The organism is uncultured Ralstonia sp., from assembly GCA_913056305.1.
Lineage (GTDB): Bacteria > Pseudomonadota > Gammaproteobacteria > Burkholderiales > Burkholderiaceae > Ralstonia.
This window is the reverse complement of the sequence record CAJXMR010000127.1, coordinates 1-13,570: the sequence shown is the minus strand read 5'-3', so window position 1 is coordinate 13,570 and position 13,570 is coordinate 1. Positions and strand designations below refer to the sequence as shown.

Below are 13,570 nucleotides of genomic sequence, written 5' to 3'. Positions count from 1 at the left end.
TTTCTTTGGCAAGACAAAGAAAGTGAGTCAGCCCCGGCAGGGGATGAAACAAGGGGCACACCATCAACGCCAACCCCGACTACAAATCCGTCCGCAGCTTCCACAACTCCGGAAACAGCACCACATCCAGCATCTTGCGCAGGTAGCCCACACCTTCGGTGCCGCCGGTGCCGCGCTTGAAGCCGATCACGCGCTCCACCGTGGTCACATGCCGGAAGCGCCATTGGCGGAACGCGTCTTCCAGATCGACAAACTTCTCAGCCAGTTCGTACAGCGCCCAGTGGTGCGTCGGGTCGCGGTAGACCTCCAGCCACGCGGCCTCCACCGAGGCGTTGTAAGTGACCGGACGCGACCAGTCGCGCTCGATGCACTCCGCATCGAAGGCAAAGCCGTGACGCGCCATGTAGCGCACCGCTTCGTCGTACAGCGAGGGCATCTCCAGCGCGGTCTTCACCTGCGCGTAGTGCTCGGGGCGATGCGCATGCGGCTGGAGCATGGCCGCGTTCTTGTTGCCGAGGATGAACTCGATCTCGCGGTACTGGTACGACTGGAAGCCCGATGACTGGCCCAGGTGCGGGCGCATGGCGGAGTACTCCGGCGGCGTCATCGTGGCGAGCACGTTCCACGCCTGCACGAGCTGGTCCATGATGCGTGAGACGCGCGCCAGCATCTTGAACGCGGGCGGCAGGTCGTCGTTGCGCACACAGTCGCGCGCGGCGCGCAGCTCATGCAGCATCAGCTTCATCCACAGCTCGGTGGTCTGGTGCTGGATGATGAACAGCATCTCGTTGTGATCCGGCGAGCGCGGGTGCTGCGCGTTCAGGATCTGGTCGAGGGCGAGGTAATCGCCGTAGCTCATCGACTTCGAGAAATCGAGCTGGGCGTCGTGCCAGCCTTCGCCCTGGCCACCGTGCATAGGGCAGCCCGATGCCACGGGCTGGACGGGTTGAATCGGATCGGTCATCTCAGGTCACCAGCGTACGTTCGTTGAATTGGGCCGATTGCCACGCGCCGGTTTCCAGCACGTCGCGCAGGATCTCCACGGCGTCCCACACGTCGGCAAAGCTCGTGTACAGCGGCGTAAAGCCGAAGCGCATGATGTGCGGCTCGCGGTAGTCGCCGATCACGCCGCGCGCGATCAGGGCCTGCATCACGGCAAAGCCATTCGGGTGTTCATAGCTGACGTGGCTGCCGCGGATCGCATGGTCGCGCGGCGTGGCGAGCGTGAGCGGGAAGCCGGCGCAGCGCGTCTCCACCAGCGTGATGAAGAGGTCGGTCAGCGCGAGCGATTTGGTGCGCAGTTCTGCCATCGACGTCTGCGCGAAGATGTCGAGGCCGCATTCGACCATCGCCATCGACGTGATCGGCTGCGTGCCGCACAGGAAGCGGCCGATGCCGCCGCCGGCGTCGTAGCGCGACTCCATCGCGAACGGCCGCGCATGGCCCCACCAGCCCGACAGCGGCTGCCAGAAGCGCTCGCGCAGCGCGGGGGAGACCCACACGAAAGCTGGCGAGCCCGGGCCACCGTTGAGGTACTTATAGGTGCAGCCGATGGCGTAGTCGGCGCCGCCCGCGTGCAGGTCCACCGGCACCGCGCCGGCCGAGTGCGCCAGGTCCCAGACCGCCAGCGCACCATGCTTGTGTGCCAGCGCAGAGACGGCCGCCATGTCGTACATGTGCCCGCTCTTGTAGTTCACGTGCGTGAGCATGGTGACGGCCACATCGTCGCCCAGCGGGGCTTCCAGGCCTTCCGGCGAATCGATCAGGCGCAACTGGTAGCCGTCGCGCAGCAAGTCAGCCAGGCCTTCGGCGATGTACAGGTCGGTCGGGAAGTTATGCGTTTCCGAGACGATGATCTTGCGGCTGGGTGCATCTTCACGCTGCACGCGCAGGGCGGCAGCGAGCACCTTGAACAGATTGATCGAGGTGGTGTCGGTGACGACCACTTCGTCTTCGCGCGCGCCGATCAGCGGGGCGAGCTTGTTGCCCAGGCGGCGCGGCAGTTCGAACCAGCCGGCCTGGTTCCAGCTACGGATCAGGCCATCGCCCCATTCGTTGGCGACGACGTCCTGCGCACGTGCGAGCGCAGCTTTGGGGCGCGCGCCGAGCGAGTTGCCGTCCAGGTAGATCACGCCGTCGGGCAGCGCAAAGGCGTCGCGCAGCGGGGCGATCGGGTCGGCCGCGTCGCGTTCGAGACAGGTGTTGCGGTTCAAGGTCATGGTGAGCGTGGGGGCGATGAATGCGTGGGTGTTCTGTGGGTCAGGGCAGGCGGCGCAGCACGGCGCGCACCGGGCTCGCATCGAGCGAGGCGAACTTGAGCGGCAGCGCGATCAGCTCGTAGTCACCGGCGGGCACCTCGTCGAGCACCAGCCCTTCGAGGATGGCCAGCCCATGGCGGCCGACGGCGTGGTGCGCGTCCATGGTCTTGGAGGTCTGCGGGTCCAGCGAGGCGGTGTCGACGCCGATCAGGCGGACGCCGTGCGCGGCCAGCAGTTCGATGGTTTCCGGAGCGACCGCGGGGAAGTGGTCGTCCCAGGTGGTCTGCGGCATCTGCGCGTACGTGCGCAGCAGCACGCGCGCCGGCGCATCAGCGAGGGCATCGCGCACGTGCTCAGGCTCGACGCGCGTCACGCCCACACAGTGGATGACGCGGCAGGGCCCAAGGTAAGCATCGAGCGGCACTTCGCCGATCGGGGCGCCATCCGCGTGGTAGTGCAGCGGCGCATCGGCATGCGCGCCGGTGTGCGGCGACAGCGTGATGCGCCCGACGTTGACCGGGCAGTCCCCTTCGAGCTTCCACGCAATTTCCTGCGAAAACGGCGTGTCGCCCGGCCAGGTGGGCGTGGCGGTCGAGAGGGCGGGGCTGATGTCCCACAAAGTGCGTTCCAAGGCGGCTCCGTTGGCGAAAACGCGCATCAAAAAGTGTGAATCCGTGCCGGAATGATAGGGAAATCCGCGCGCAATGGGTTTGCATATTCGTGCGTGTGATTTCGCTGGATTCGCATAAAATTCAACGTATCTGCAAAATCACACAATCCACTACGACAGATGCAACTCGATACCACCGATCTGCGCATTCTCCAGGTTCTGCAGGAGGATGGCCGCATCAGCAACCAGGACCTGGCCGAGCGCGTAGCGCTGTCGCCGTCGGCGTGCCTGCGGCGCGTGCGGATGCTGGAGGAGGGCCGCGCCATCACCGGTTACCGGGCGCAACTGGGCCGGGCGGCGCTGGGGCTGGAGTTGGAGGCCATCGTGCAGGTGTCGATGCGGCAGGACGTGACCGGCTGGCATGAGACCTTCATGGCCGCCGTGCAGGCGTGGCCCGAGATCGTCGCGGCCTACATCATCACCGGGGATTGCAACTACATCCTGCGCGTGCAGGCGCCCACCCTGCAGCACTACTCGGAGTTCATCATCGAGCGGCTGTACAAGACGCCGGGCGTGATGGACATCCGCTCGAACATCGTCCTGCGCACCATCAAGGACCGCGAAGGCGGGCTGGCCCTGCTGATGGATGCGCGCGGCGTGCGGCCGCTGGAGGGCGGCGCGGGCAAGCGCGGCAAGGCCGGCTAGCGCCGCCGGTTTCTGACGCGGATCAATCCCCTACTGGCAGCGTGCGCGGATAGTCGGCTGGTGTCGACGACGACCGGAGCCGGGCCATGGCCAAGAAATTTCCGCTGCATCCTGTGCACCCCGAACGCATCTGCTGGGGCTGCGACAAATACTGCCCAACCGACGCGCTGGGCTGCGGCAACGGCTCGGGTCGCACGCAGCACCCCGCCGAGCTGCTCGGCGACGACTGGTACGAATGGGGTGATTGGGGGATCGAGGCGGAGGCCCCGCGCAAGCCGGCGGGCCCCGCCTGAGGCAACCTGAGGCGGCCGGTTACTTGCCGGCAGCCGTGAGCGTCGAGAACGCGCCGCGATGGAACACCAGCGGTGCGCCGGTCGGGTCGATCACGCCGCAGCGCTCGACCTCGCCGACGAAGATGACGTGGTCGCCCTCGTCGTAGCGGCTGCGGTTATGGCATTCGAACCACGCCAAGGATTGTCCGAGGATCGGCAGGCCGGTCGGGCTCAGAACGTAATCGATATTGGCGAAGCGGTCGCCCTTGAGCGTGGCGAAGCGCTTGCACAGGTCCAGCTGCGACGCCGCCAGGATATTGATCACGTAGTGCGAGCCGCTGTGGAACAGCGGAAACGAATTCGCCTGCGTGCCCAGGCTCCACAGCACCAGGGGCGGATCGAGCGACACCGAATTGAACGAGCTGGCCGTAACGCCGACGAACGCCGGCTTGCCCGGCCCGCCCTCCGAGCGCGTGGTGACGACCGTCACGCCGGTGGCAAACTGAGACAGCGCGTGCCGGAAGTGGCCGGCATCGAAGTCGGGCGGGGTGGCGCGGCCATGCGCCGACGGTTCGCGCGAGGAAGACTCGCTATCGCGCGCATCCATGGGAATGGCTCCGTGGTGATCCATGCAAACTACCGAAAGTGATGCCCCAATTGTAACGGACGCACGCCACCCATCGCGTCCGCCATCGGATTGCACCGCGATAGACCGGCTTGGGCGTAGGGCTTTGCGTGATGCAGCGCCCACATGTCAGGATAGGCGCCCTCGGCCGACCAATGGCAGCCCGATCAACCCAGCAGGAGAACCCGAATGACTGAACGGATCGAACAACGCGCTCTTGAGACCGCCGTCCTCGGCGGAGGCTGCTTCTGGTGCCTGGAAGCCGTGTTCCAGCAGGTGCAGGGCGTGCGCAGTGTGGTGTCCGGCTATGAAGGCGGCCATGTCGACCGGCCCACCTACCGCGCCGTCTGCAACGGCGACACCGGCCACGCCGAAGTCGTGAAGGTGGAATTCGACCCGGCGGTGATCCCGTACCGCGAGATCCTCGACATCTTCTTTGCCATCCACGACCCGACCACGCCCGACCGCCAGGGCAACGACGTCGGGCCGCAGTACCGCTCGGCCATCTTTGCGCAATCGCCCGAGCAGTTGGCGACGGCGCGCACGGCCATCGCTGAGCTTGGCGCCAGCGACATCTTCGAGGCGCCCATCGTGACGGAACTGGTGGACGCCGGCGACGGCAAGGTGACCTTCTGGCGTGCGGAAGACGAGCACCAGAACTACTTCCGCGACCACCCGGCGCAGGGCTACTGCGCGTTCGTCATCTCGCCCAAGGTGTCGAAATTCCGCAAGCAGTTCGCGCACCGCCTGCAGGGATAAGGGAGGGGCCGGGGCCTGTTTCGGCTAAAAACGCGCGTCCGCCGGCAGGCGCGCGGCGATGGCCTCGGCCAGTTTGATGCATGACAGCGGCGAGGAGCCTTCCGCCTTGTTGCTGACCAGGATCGTCACCTGGCGGCCGGCCGCCAGCGCTGCCACGGCCATGTTGGCCAGCGTCTCGCGCGAGAACGGATCTTCGTCGACAAGTTTGTCGAACGGCTTGTAAGCGGCCTCGGCCTGCGCGTAGCGGTAGCGGCTGTTCAGGTTCCAGCGCACCACCAGCGGGCCGCCGGCACCTTCGTCCAGTAGGGCGACGGCGGTGGCTTGGCGGTCGGCAGCGGGCATCCGCTCATGCAGCCCGACGCAGTAGCGCACGCCGGCCGCACGCAGCATCTTGATGAAGCGCGGCGTGAGCAGGGTGGCGTCCCGCAGCTCCACCGCGTAGACGGCGTCCGGCGTCAGTTGCGGGTCCAGCTTGGGCAGCGCGGCCAGGAAACCTTCGAGCCGTTCCAGAAAGCCGACCGCGTCTTCGGCCAGCACGCCCAGCGGCGAGAGCTGGAACACCAGCGGCCCGCAGCGTGTGCCCAGCCCGCGCGTGGCCGGATCGACAAAGTCACGGATGGCGAATTCCGCGTTCAGGAAGGCGGGGTTGGCCATGCGGCCGCGCCCGTCCGATTCGCGGATCCACGCGTCGCACACGGCGGCGGGGGCCTTGACGGCAAAGCGGAAGTCATCCGGCACACTGGCCGCGTAGGCGACGTAGTCCGCCAGCGGGATCGGCGCATAGAAGCCGCGGTCGATGCTGACCGTGCGCAGCAGCGGGTGGCGCGCGTACGCCGCCAATCCCTTGCGCGCGAGCATCGAGTCGGAATACTCGCCCGCATACACCAGCCCGTCCCACCCCGGATACGACCACGACGACGTGCCGATGCGCAGCCCGCGCGGCAGGCGCTGCGCGAGCGCGCTCACCTCCGGCGTGACGGTGGCCGGCTGCACGCCCTGGCGGGCAGGAGAACGCTTGGGCTTGGCGGTGGGCTTGGCGATTTCGGCCGCCGCGTGGTCGCGTTGCGGCGTGCCGAACAGATCGTCGATGGCGGGGGAGTCGGGGGTGTCCGCGGTCAAATGGTCAGCTGTAGAGATAGCGGCGCGACCACGGGATCGACGCGGCCGACGTGCCGGATTTCTGGCAGATGATCTGGAAGATCGAGACCTCGTCGGCGTCGAAGGCGTGCGCGCAGCCGGCCAGGTAGACGCGCCAGATGCGGTAGGTCTTCTCGCCGACCATCGCGCGGATGGTGTCGCCGTTGGCCTCGAAGCGCTCGGCCCAGTGTTCGAGCGTGCGCGCATAGTGGCGGCGCAGGCTTTCGACGTCAAGCGCTTCCAGCCCGCCTTCCTGCGCGGCGCGCAGCGCTAGCGAGATGTGCGGCAGCTCGCCCTGCGGGAAGACGTAGCGGTCGATGAAATCGCCGCCGCCCATCGAGGCCTCGCCGCCGTCCGGATCGGTGGAGGTGATGCCGTGGTTCATGGCGATGCCGCCATCGGCCAGCAGCTCGTGGATGCGGCGGAAATAGCCCGGCAGGTTCTTGCGCCCGACGTGCTCGAACATGCCGACGCTGGTGATGCGGTCGAACTGGCCGGTCAGGTCGCGGTAGTCCTGGATGCGGATCTCGATCTGGTCCTGCAGGCCGGCGGCGCGCACGCGCTCGGTGGCGAGGTCGTACTGGTTTTGCGACAAGGTCACGCCCAGGCAGCGCGCGCCGTACTTCTGCGCGGCGCGCAGCACCAGCGCGCCCCAGCCGCAGCCGATGTCGAGCAGCGTCTGCCCCGGCTGCAGGCGGATCTTGGTGAGGATGTGGTCGATCTTCTTCACCTGCGCTTCGTCGAGGGTCTCGTCGCCATTTTCGAAGTAGGCGCAGGAGTAGACCATGTTCTGGTCCAGCCACAGCTTGTAGAAGTCGTTGGAGACGTCGTAGTGGTACTGGATCGATTCCTTGTCGCCCTCCTTGGTGTGGGCGAAGTGGCGCACCACGCGGGCCAGCGCGCTGCTGCCGGTGGCGGCGGCCGAGGCAGCCAGGCCGTAGCCGACGTTGATGATGTCGGCCAGCTTGCCGTCCAGGTCGATCTTCCCCTGGACATAGGCTTCGCCGAGGTTGTTGAGCGTGGGGGAGAGCAGCAGCGGCAGGGCGCTGGCTTCGCGCACCGTCAGCGTGACGGCGGGTTGGTCGAAACGGCCCAGTTCGTACTGGTCGCCGTTCCACAGGCGCAGGCGTACTGGGAGGTTGGCAGACTCGCGGATCTCCTTGATCCAGTGCTCGAGCTTGCGGTCAATCGCCTGGTGGAAAAACATGTCGACGCCTCCCTGATGTGAAAGGTTGGGGGCGGCCATCGGATTGCCGCCCAACGGATCACATTAGCTTACGACAAACTTTCCCATGGTGCTGTGCGGGTCATCGGGGCGGCACGTGCCATTGTGTTGACGCTGCAAGTGCCATGCCGGGATTGATGCAATGCGCAAAATCGGGCATTACATTTGCGCGCGTCGATCAGGGGGCGAGGCGCACGATAGTCCAGCTGCCATCCGGTTGGCGGCGGTACTCCAACCGGTCATGCAGGCGCGACGGGCGGCCTTGCCAGAACTCCATGCGCGCGGGCAGCAGACGGTAGCCGCCCCAGTGCGGCGGGCGCGGCGGCGCGTCGCCAAAGCGCTGGCTGTATTCGGCTTCGCGCGCTTCGAGCGTGGCGCGGTCGGGCACTTCGCTGCTCTGCTCGGAGGCCCAGGCGCCCAGCCGCGAGCCGAGCGGGCGCGAGTGGTAGTAGGCGTCGCTCTCCTCCTCCGAAACCTTTTCCACCACGCCCTGGATGCGCACCTGGCGCTCCAGCCCGATCCAGTGGAAGAGCAGCGCCGCATGGGGGTTGGCGGCCAATTCCGCGCCCTTGTGGCTGGCGTAGTTGGTGAAGAAGGTGAAGCCGCGCTCGTCCAGGTTCTTGAGCAGCACGATGCGGGCGGACGGTTGGCCCTGCGTGTCGACGGTGGCGAGCGTCATGGCATTGACCTCGGCCACCTCGGCCTTGAGCGCCTCGTCAAACCAGCGGCGGAACTGGCGCAGGGGGTTGGGATCGACGTCCGCGAAGTCGAGGGATTCGCGGGCGTATTCGGTACGGATATCGGCGATGGAAGTCATGGTGTGAACGAAGCTCACGGCGGACGTGCAACGGGCCGAGTATAGACAAGCCGGCCGGCCGCCGTTTGCGTAGGGTCAACCGCCGCTGGTGTGGGGGTCGCGTGCGGCCGGCGCGGCAGTTGCGGCGGAGGTCTTGGGGGGGCGGGCCGGCGTCTGGCCCACCTTGTTGTTGGGATACGTCTTGCCCGGCGGCGGTGCGGCCGGCCGTTTGCGCACATCGGCGAGCAGCTTGCCGCAGGCGCTGTCCGATGCCGGCTGCAGGTTCATCACCGGCAGCACCGCCGCCACGGGTGCGGCAAACGCCAGTGCCACCACGCCGCCTGCGCGCAGCGCCAGGATGGCGGGGTCGACCGAGACCTTCGGCGTCTTGTAGGTGCCCGCCACATACAGCGGCGTGCGCAGCGAGAACACGCGCAGGCCCTTCGCGTCCGGGTGGATGGTGAAGTCGAGCGTCTCGTGCTTGAGGCTGGTGGTGCCGGTCACGTCGATCACCGCGTCCTGCGTATCGACCACGAAGGTGCGCGCCTGCGCCAGGCCGTCGCTCACGGCAAAGTCGCCGGCGGCGCAGTTGATGTCGACCTGCTTGTCGCCGAACAGCTTGGTGAGGATCACGTTGCCGACGTTCAGCCCCATCGCCTCCAGGATGAACTTGCTGACGGTGCCGCGCTCCACCAGGACTTTCAGCTCGCCGTTGGACGAGCCGAGCAGCGCCGCCACCGAGTTGCCGGTGGCCGACAGGCGCGCGTCGCCGTTGATCTCGCCCACGCTGGCCTGCATCGATTCGATCTTGGGGAACAGCTGCTTGATGCGGAAATGCCGCGCCGCCAGCGCCGCGCGGGCCTGCATCGGCGTGGTCTTGCCGTCGAGCTGGAGGTTGGAGGTGAGCGTGCCGCCGGCCACGCCAAAGTTGAGCGGATCGAGCGTGAGCACGGCGTCCTGCAGCTTGATGTGCGTGACGAGGTGGTCGATGGGCAGGTCGGCGCTGTGAATGATGCGTTCGCCGCTGAACTTCACGTCGGCGTCGATGGCGTCCCAGCGGTCGGTACGGAAGGGCTCGACCGGCAGCACCTTGTCGGCGGGCTGGCGCACGGTGTCGTTGCCGGCTTCGGCGCGCTTGGCCTTGCTCGCGTTGGAATCGGCGCCGATGATGGGGGCCAGGTCGGCGAACAGCAGTTGATGCGAGACCAGCTCGCCGGTGAGCTGCGGGCGCTGGTTCGACGCCTGGCGCATGGCGAAGGTGAGCGTGCCGCCCAGGTCGGAGCCGCCCACGCGACCGGTGAACTTCTCGTAGCGCAAGTTTGTGCCCTGCTTGCGCAGCTCGCCGATCAAGCGGCCGCGCGTGTCGAACGCCGGCGTCTCAGGCAGCACGATGCCGGTCAGCGGATAGAGCTGCGCCAGGCTCGCGCCCGACAGGTGCAGGCGCAGGTCCAGCGCCGTCAGGCTCGACGGGTTGGTGAGCGTGCCGGCCAGGTCGATGCGCGTCTTGCCCACCGTCACGTCGGCCTGCAGCGGGTAGGGCCGCTTGGCATCCTGCAGGCGCAGCACGCCGCCGGCCTTGCCGGTGCCGCGGATGGCGGCGTTGTTGTAGGTGCCCTTGACCGTCCAGGCGATGCCGTAGGGCTGTTGCGGATCAGGCGCGACCGGGGCGTTGGCAGCAGTGCCGGAGGCGGTCGGCACCACCGGCGGTTGCTCGGCGCCCTGGATGGCGGTGCCGTTGGCGGCGGTGTAGAGCGTCTGGTTGTCGACCGTGTCGATGGTGGCGGCCAGGTGGATGCGCTTGATGTCGTCGTCCAGCTGCAGCGATCCCTTGCTGAAGGCGATCTCGCGCAGTTCGAGCTTCCAGTCGGAGGGCGCGTTGCTGTCACTGCCGGCCAGCTTGAAGGTCCAGTTGTTGCGGTCCTGCTTGTCGCGCTCTAGCGCGATCATCGGCGTGTCGAGCGTGACGCTGGGGATGACGATGCGGTGCGCGAGCAGCGGCAGTGCTTCCAGTACGAACGTGAGCTTTTGCACCGTCGCCATATGCGGCTGGCGGGCCCAGTCGGGGTTGCCGATGGTGATGTCGTTGGCGATCAGGCGTGGCCAGGGCACGGCTGCACGCCAGCCGGTTTCGCCTTCGGGTTTCTTCCACGTGAGCATCAGGTCGCCGTTGATGGCGAAGGGGCGGCCGATGGCCTGCGAGACGTGGTCGTTCAGGGTTGGCTTGGCGCGGTTCCAGTCGAACGTCAGCACGAAGACGACCGCCGCTGCGATGGCGACGACAGGGGCGATGACCAGCCCGAGGGCGAGTTTGCTGCGTGTACGCATGCGCTTTTTGTTCGTAAGACACGAAAATCCGACTCGCCGCATTGTTATATAGTTCGGCGCAGTTCCGATTCAATTGTGTCATGAGCCAAGTAGCAATCAGCGCGCCCGCGCACCCGCCCATCCTGGATGACGAATACGCACGCCGTTTTGGCGGTGTCGCGCGTCTGTATGGCCCGCAGGCGTTGGAACGCTTTGCCGCCGCCCATGTGTGCGTGATCGGCATCGGCGGGGTCGGCTCGTGGGTGGCCGAAGCGCTGGCACGCTGCGGCATCGGCAAGATGACGTTGATCGACCTGGACCACATTGCGGTCTCCAACACCAACCGCCAGATCCACGCGCTGGGCGACGCCTACGGCATGGCCAAGGTGGATGCCATGGCCGAGCGCATCCTGCAGATCAACCCGCGTGCGGAGATCAGCCGCATCGACGACTTCGTGACGGTGGAGAACGTCGAGGCGCTGCTCGGCCATCCGTTCGACTACGTGATCGACGCCATCGATGCGGTCAAGGTGAAGACCGCCATCGTCGCGTTCTGCAAGCACAGCGGCAAACGCGTGGTGACGTGCGGCGCGGCGGGCGGGCAGCTCGATCCGACGCGCATCCGCGTGACCGACCTCGCGCGCACGATCCAGGACCCGCTGCTGGCCAAGGTGCGCGGCAACCTGCGCCGCCAGCATGGCTTCCCGCGCGACCCGAAGGCGCGCTTCAACATCGACGCGGTGTATTCGGATGAACCGCTGCGCTACCCCGAGCCGGAACAGCAGGCGTGCGCGGTGGAAGTGCCGGTGGAGTCGAGCCACGCGGGCATTGACGACCTCGCGGCGGCAGGAGCGATCGAGGTGCTCAACGCCCCGCCGGCGCCGCAGCCCGCACAGGGGCCGCAAGGGCTGGCCTGCGCGGGGTTTGGATCGTCCGTGTGCGTGACCGGGGTGTTCGGGATGGTGGCGGCGTCGACGGCGTTGCGCGCGATCGCCGCTGTTTGAGTCGTTGCGTCGGCCTCAGGCGGCGGTCTCTGCCGCCGCTTCCCCGCGTGCGCCGGGGCCCAGCTGCGCCAGATACGTCGTCATCATCCGGTCCATCACGTCCACATGGTCGGCAAACCAGGCGGGCAGTTCCGCCACCAGCCGGCGTCCCAGTTCCATCTCCCCAGCCGCGGCGCGCTTGCACACTTCGCGGCACAGTGCCAGCACGTTGTCGTGCTCATTGCGGTGACAGTGCACGGGCGGAAAGGCCGCTGCTTCCATCCAGGCGTTTTCCTCGGCGAAGTGCACCTCGGTATGTTCGATGAATGCGTCGAGCGCGGGGACGAATGCTGCATCCGACGCATCGGCGACGGCGTTGAGCAGGGCGCAGAACGCCTCGTGGTTGGCGTCGGTGGCGGCGTCTCCGAGGTGGAGCGACTCGGTCCATTGGATCGCGGGCATGGCAGGCGAAGAGAGGGTATCGATGAAAGCGCCAGCATAAAGGCGCCCCGTCCGAGGCGGCCGACATTTCCGTGCCCGGCTTGATGCCGGACAAACCGCCGCCTAGCCGGCATCTGGCGCGGGATGCTGCTGCAGCACTTCCACGGCCCGCGCATATAACGCGGCCGACGGCGCGTAGCCGCGCCCGATCTGGTACAGCGTGCCGGCCTGCTCGGCCAGCAGGCTGGGGAAGCCGTTGATGCCCCAGCGGCGCGACAGGCGGAAGTCTTCGCGCGTCTCGTCGCGCAGCGCTTGCGTGTCGAACACCGTGTTCACGTGCTCGGCGTCCAGGCCGCTGGCGACGGCCACCTCGCGCAGCACATCGGCCCGCGTGGTGTCGCGGCCCTCGGCATAGAAGGCGCGCTGGATGGCGTGGAAGAGCGTGAGCACGCGCTCGTCATCCTCGCCCCAGTGCTCGCGCGCCATGACGACGGCGCGGCTGGCGGGCTCCGTATCGTAGACAAAGCCGTCCGCGCGCATGGCGATGCCGGGCGACTGGTCGAACGGCAGTCCGCTGCGTTCGGCCACCGCATGCCAGTGGTGGAGGATCTCGTCGCGTTTGTCGGCGGCCAGCGGCTCGCGCTGGCCGGGGCGCAGGCCGCCCATGATGAGCGTGACGGGCACCGGCGCCCCCAGCGTGTCGGCCAGCCGGGCGCGCAGGCCGCCAAACGCCGCGTCTTCCTCCTTGGGGCGGATCCACCCGGCGACGCCGGCGCGGTTCTGCAGGATCAGGACCACCCCCATGGCGCCGACGATCAGGCCAAGCACGCGCAGAGCCACCCCATGGCCCAACTCAGACAGGCCCAGAAGCAGCGCCGCTTCGGCGGCGAAGTAACCGTAGACCGTGAGGCCGGTTAGCCGGCGCAGCCAGATATAGGCGTAATAGGCGTTCTCATCGGTGATCGTCACCAGGCGCAGGCTCGCCGCCTTCGGCGCCAACACCATCCGGGCAAGCACCAGGACCGCGCGGGCCAGCACACTGGCGTTGACCAGCGCCAGCACGATCAGCCCGATGGTCTTCCCGGGGGCGACCAAGGACAGGGCGCCGTAGGTAACCGCGGCGAACACCGCCAGGGGGATGAAATCGAGGATGGTGCGCAAACCGAGAAGCGCCGAGGTTATGATGATGGATTCGCTTTCGCGCGCCTCGACATTGCCCCGCGCACGCGCGAGCAACCGCGATGCCAGCCGTTCGGCGGCGAAGCCGGCAATGAAGACGATGATCAGGGCGATGAACAGATCGACCCAGAAGTCGCGGGCCTCGGGTGTGTCGATCTGGCGCCCGAACCAGGCGCCGAACGCCGGCAGATCGCGCGCCGCCGCCGCCAGGGCTAGCACATCGGCGCTTATACCGCTGAGCGCGTCGGAGACCTCGAATATCAGCCGGGCGCCGAG

Annotated in this window: 13 protein-coding genes and 1 pseudogene; 4 read left to right on the top strand and 10 right to left on the bottom strand. The window is 67.3% G+C overall.

All coding sequences use genetic code 11. The features are described 5' to 3' along the window. Positions 1 to 79 precede the first annotated feature (79 nt). Genes kynA through kynB form a run of 3 tightly spaced genes read right to left on the bottom strand, consistent with a single transcriptional unit; the run spans position 80 to position 2,889 of the window. Complete coding sequence (gene kynA, locus QZ609_RS17760) at positions 80 to 964, bottom strand: tryptophan 2,3-dioxygenase (protein ID WP_295497561.1); 885 nt, start codon at positions 962 to 964, stop codon at positions 80 to 82. 1 nt (position 965) lies between these two features. Further along, positions 966 to 2,219, bottom strand: a complete 1,254-nt coding sequence (kynU, locus tag QZ609_RS17755) for a kynureninase (protein ID WP_295497559.1) — start codon at positions 2,217 to 2,219, stop codon at positions 966 to 968. Positions 2,220 to 2,259: 40 nt separating this feature from the next. Continuing rightward, on the bottom strand, positions 2,260 to 2,889 hold the full coding sequence (kynB, locus tag QZ609_RS17750; protein WP_295497557.1) for an arylformamidase: 630 nt from the start codon (positions 2,887 to 2,889) through the stop codon (positions 2,260 to 2,262). A 159-nt stretch (positions 2,890 to 3,048) separates the two neighbouring features. On the opposite strand from kynB, the gene QZ609_RS17745 reads away from it, so the two are divergent. Together QZ609_RS17745 and QZ609_RS17740 are read left to right on the top strand one after the other, a co-directional pair. Beyond that, positions 3,049 to 3,573 carry an Lrp/AsnC family transcriptional regulator gene (locus QZ609_RS17745; RefSeq protein ID WP_295497555.1) on the top strand — a complete coding sequence of 175 codons (525 nt, stop codon included), beginning with the start codon at positions 3,049 to 3,051 and terminating at the stop codon, positions 3,571 to 3,573. 86 nt (positions 3,574 to 3,659) lie between these two features. Next, a complete protein-coding gene (locus QZ609_RS17740) occupies positions 3,660 to 3,866 on the top strand; it encodes a DUF3079 domain-containing protein (protein WP_295497553.1) in 207 nt (68 codons plus the stop codon). Positions 3,867 to 3,885: 19 nt separating this feature from the next. Here QZ609_RS17740 and QZ609_RS17735 read toward each other — a convergent pair whose 3' ends face one another. Further along, a complete protein-coding gene (locus QZ609_RS17735) occupies positions 3,886 to 4,452 on the bottom strand; it encodes a flavin reductase family protein (RefSeq protein ID WP_295497551.1) in 567 nt (188 codons plus the stop codon). Between the two features lie 207 nt (positions 4,453 to 4,659). On the opposite strand from QZ609_RS17735, the gene msrA reads away from it, so the two are divergent. After that, the gene (gene msrA / locus QZ609_RS17730) at positions 4,660 to 5,229 is read left to right on the top strand and encodes a peptide-methionine (S)-S-oxide reductase MsrA (RefSeq protein WP_295497549.1); all 570 of its coding nucleotides are present in this window, start codon (positions 4,660 to 4,662) and stop codon (positions 5,227 to 5,229) included. A 24-nt stretch (positions 5,230 to 5,253) separates the two neighbouring features. On the opposite strand, the gene QZ609_RS17725 is transcribed toward msrA, so the two are convergent. The 4 genes from QZ609_RS17725 to QZ609_RS17710 all read right to left on the bottom strand — a co-directional run bounded on the left by QZ609_RS17725 (position 5,254) and on the right by QZ609_RS17710 (position 10,712). Further along, the gene (locus tag QZ609_RS17725) at positions 5,254 to 6,348 is read right to left on the bottom strand and encodes a DUF72 domain-containing protein (protein WP_295497547.1); all 1,095 of its coding nucleotides are present in this window, start codon (positions 6,346 to 6,348) and stop codon (positions 5,254 to 5,256) included. Between the two features lie 4 nt (positions 6,349 to 6,352). Beyond that, the gene (locus tag QZ609_RS17720; protein WP_295497546.1) at positions 6,353 to 7,573 is read right to left on the bottom strand and encodes a cyclopropane-fatty-acyl-phospholipid synthase family protein; all 1,221 of its coding nucleotides are present in this window, start codon (positions 7,571 to 7,573) and stop codon (positions 6,353 to 6,355) included. 196 nt (positions 7,574 to 7,769) lie between these two features. Then, positions 7,770 to 8,408 (bottom strand): pyridoxamine 5'-phosphate oxidase, encoded by a 639-nt coding sequence (gene pdxH / locus QZ609_RS17715; RefSeq protein WP_295497544.1) that lies wholly within the window; start codon positions 8,406 to 8,408, stop codon positions 7,770 to 7,772. Positions 8,409 to 8,483: 75 nt separating this feature from the next. Next, positions 8,484 to 10,712, bottom strand: a complete 2,229-nt coding sequence (locus tag QZ609_RS17710) for an AsmA family protein (protein ID WP_295497542.1) — start codon at positions 10,710 to 10,712, stop codon at positions 8,484 to 8,486. A gap of 80 nt (positions 10,713 to 10,792) precedes the next feature. Between QZ609_RS17710 and QZ609_RS17705 the strand changes: the two genes are divergently transcribed. Further along, positions 10,793 to 11,695 carry a tRNA threonylcarbamoyladenosine dehydratase gene (locus QZ609_RS17705; RefSeq protein ID WP_295497540.1) on the top strand — a complete coding sequence of 301 codons (903 nt, stop codon included), beginning with the start codon at positions 10,793 to 10,795 and terminating at the stop codon, positions 11,693 to 11,695. Positions 11,696 to 11,710: 15 nt separating this feature from the next. Here the strand turns inward: QZ609_RS17705 and QZ609_RS17700 are convergent, their stop codons facing one another. Continuing rightward, entirely contained in the window at positions 11,711 to 12,136 is a 426-nt protein-coding gene (locus QZ609_RS17700; RefSeq protein WP_295497538.1) for a bacteriohemerythrin, read from the bottom strand. A 102-nt stretch (positions 12,137 to 12,238) separates the two neighbouring features. Beyond that, positions 12,239 to 12,835, bottom strand: a pseudogene (locus QZ609_RS26800) (DsbA family protein); the annotation flags it as partial. Between the last annotated feature and the right edge of the window lie 735 nt (positions 12,836 to 13,570).